The organism is Streptomyces phaeochromogenes, from assembly GCF_001418655.1.
Classification (GTDB): Bacteria; Actinomycetota; Actinomycetes; order Streptomycetales; family Streptomycetaceae; genus Streptomyces; species Streptomyces phaeochromogenes.
This window is the reverse complement of the sequence record NZ_LIQZ01000136.1, coordinates 1-450: the sequence shown is the minus strand read 5'-3', so window position 1 is coordinate 450 and position 450 is coordinate 1. Positions and strand designations below refer to the sequence as shown.

The following is a 450-nucleotide window of genomic DNA, read 5'->3' as shown; positions in this document are numbered from 1 at the left end:
CGCGCCGTGCTGCCCGTCATGCGCAAGCAGGGCTCGGGCAAGCTCGTGCACATCGGCTCCCGTTCGGGCTTCGAGGGCGAGCCCGGCGTCAGCCTGTACTCCGCGTCGAAGTTCGCGGTCGCCGGCATCAGCGAAGCGCTCTCCGCCGAAATGGCCCCGTTCGGAATCCAGTCGGTGGTCGTCGAGCCTGGTGTCTTCCGCACCGACTTCCTCGACTCCAGCTCGCTCTCGGTGGCCGCGAACCGCATCGCCGACTACGACGACACCCCCGCGCACGTGACGCTGGACTGGATCGACCGGGCCAACCACGCCCAGCTCGGTGACCCGGTCAAGGGCGCCGCCCTGATCGTCGAGGTCGCCTCCGCCGAGAAGCTGCCCACGCACCTCTACCTGGGGCGCGACACCCTGGAGCGGCTCGACGTCAAGTACCAGCAGGTGCAGGACGACCTC

1 protein-coding gene is annotated in these 450 nt (G+C 69.3%); it reads left to right on the top strand.

What is annotated here, in order from left to right; genetic code table 11:
* Positions 1-450 (top strand): SDR family NAD(P)-dependent oxidoreductase (locus AOK17_RS52285; RefSeq protein ID WP_245697221.1); only part of this gene is annotated, 450 nt, incomplete at both ends.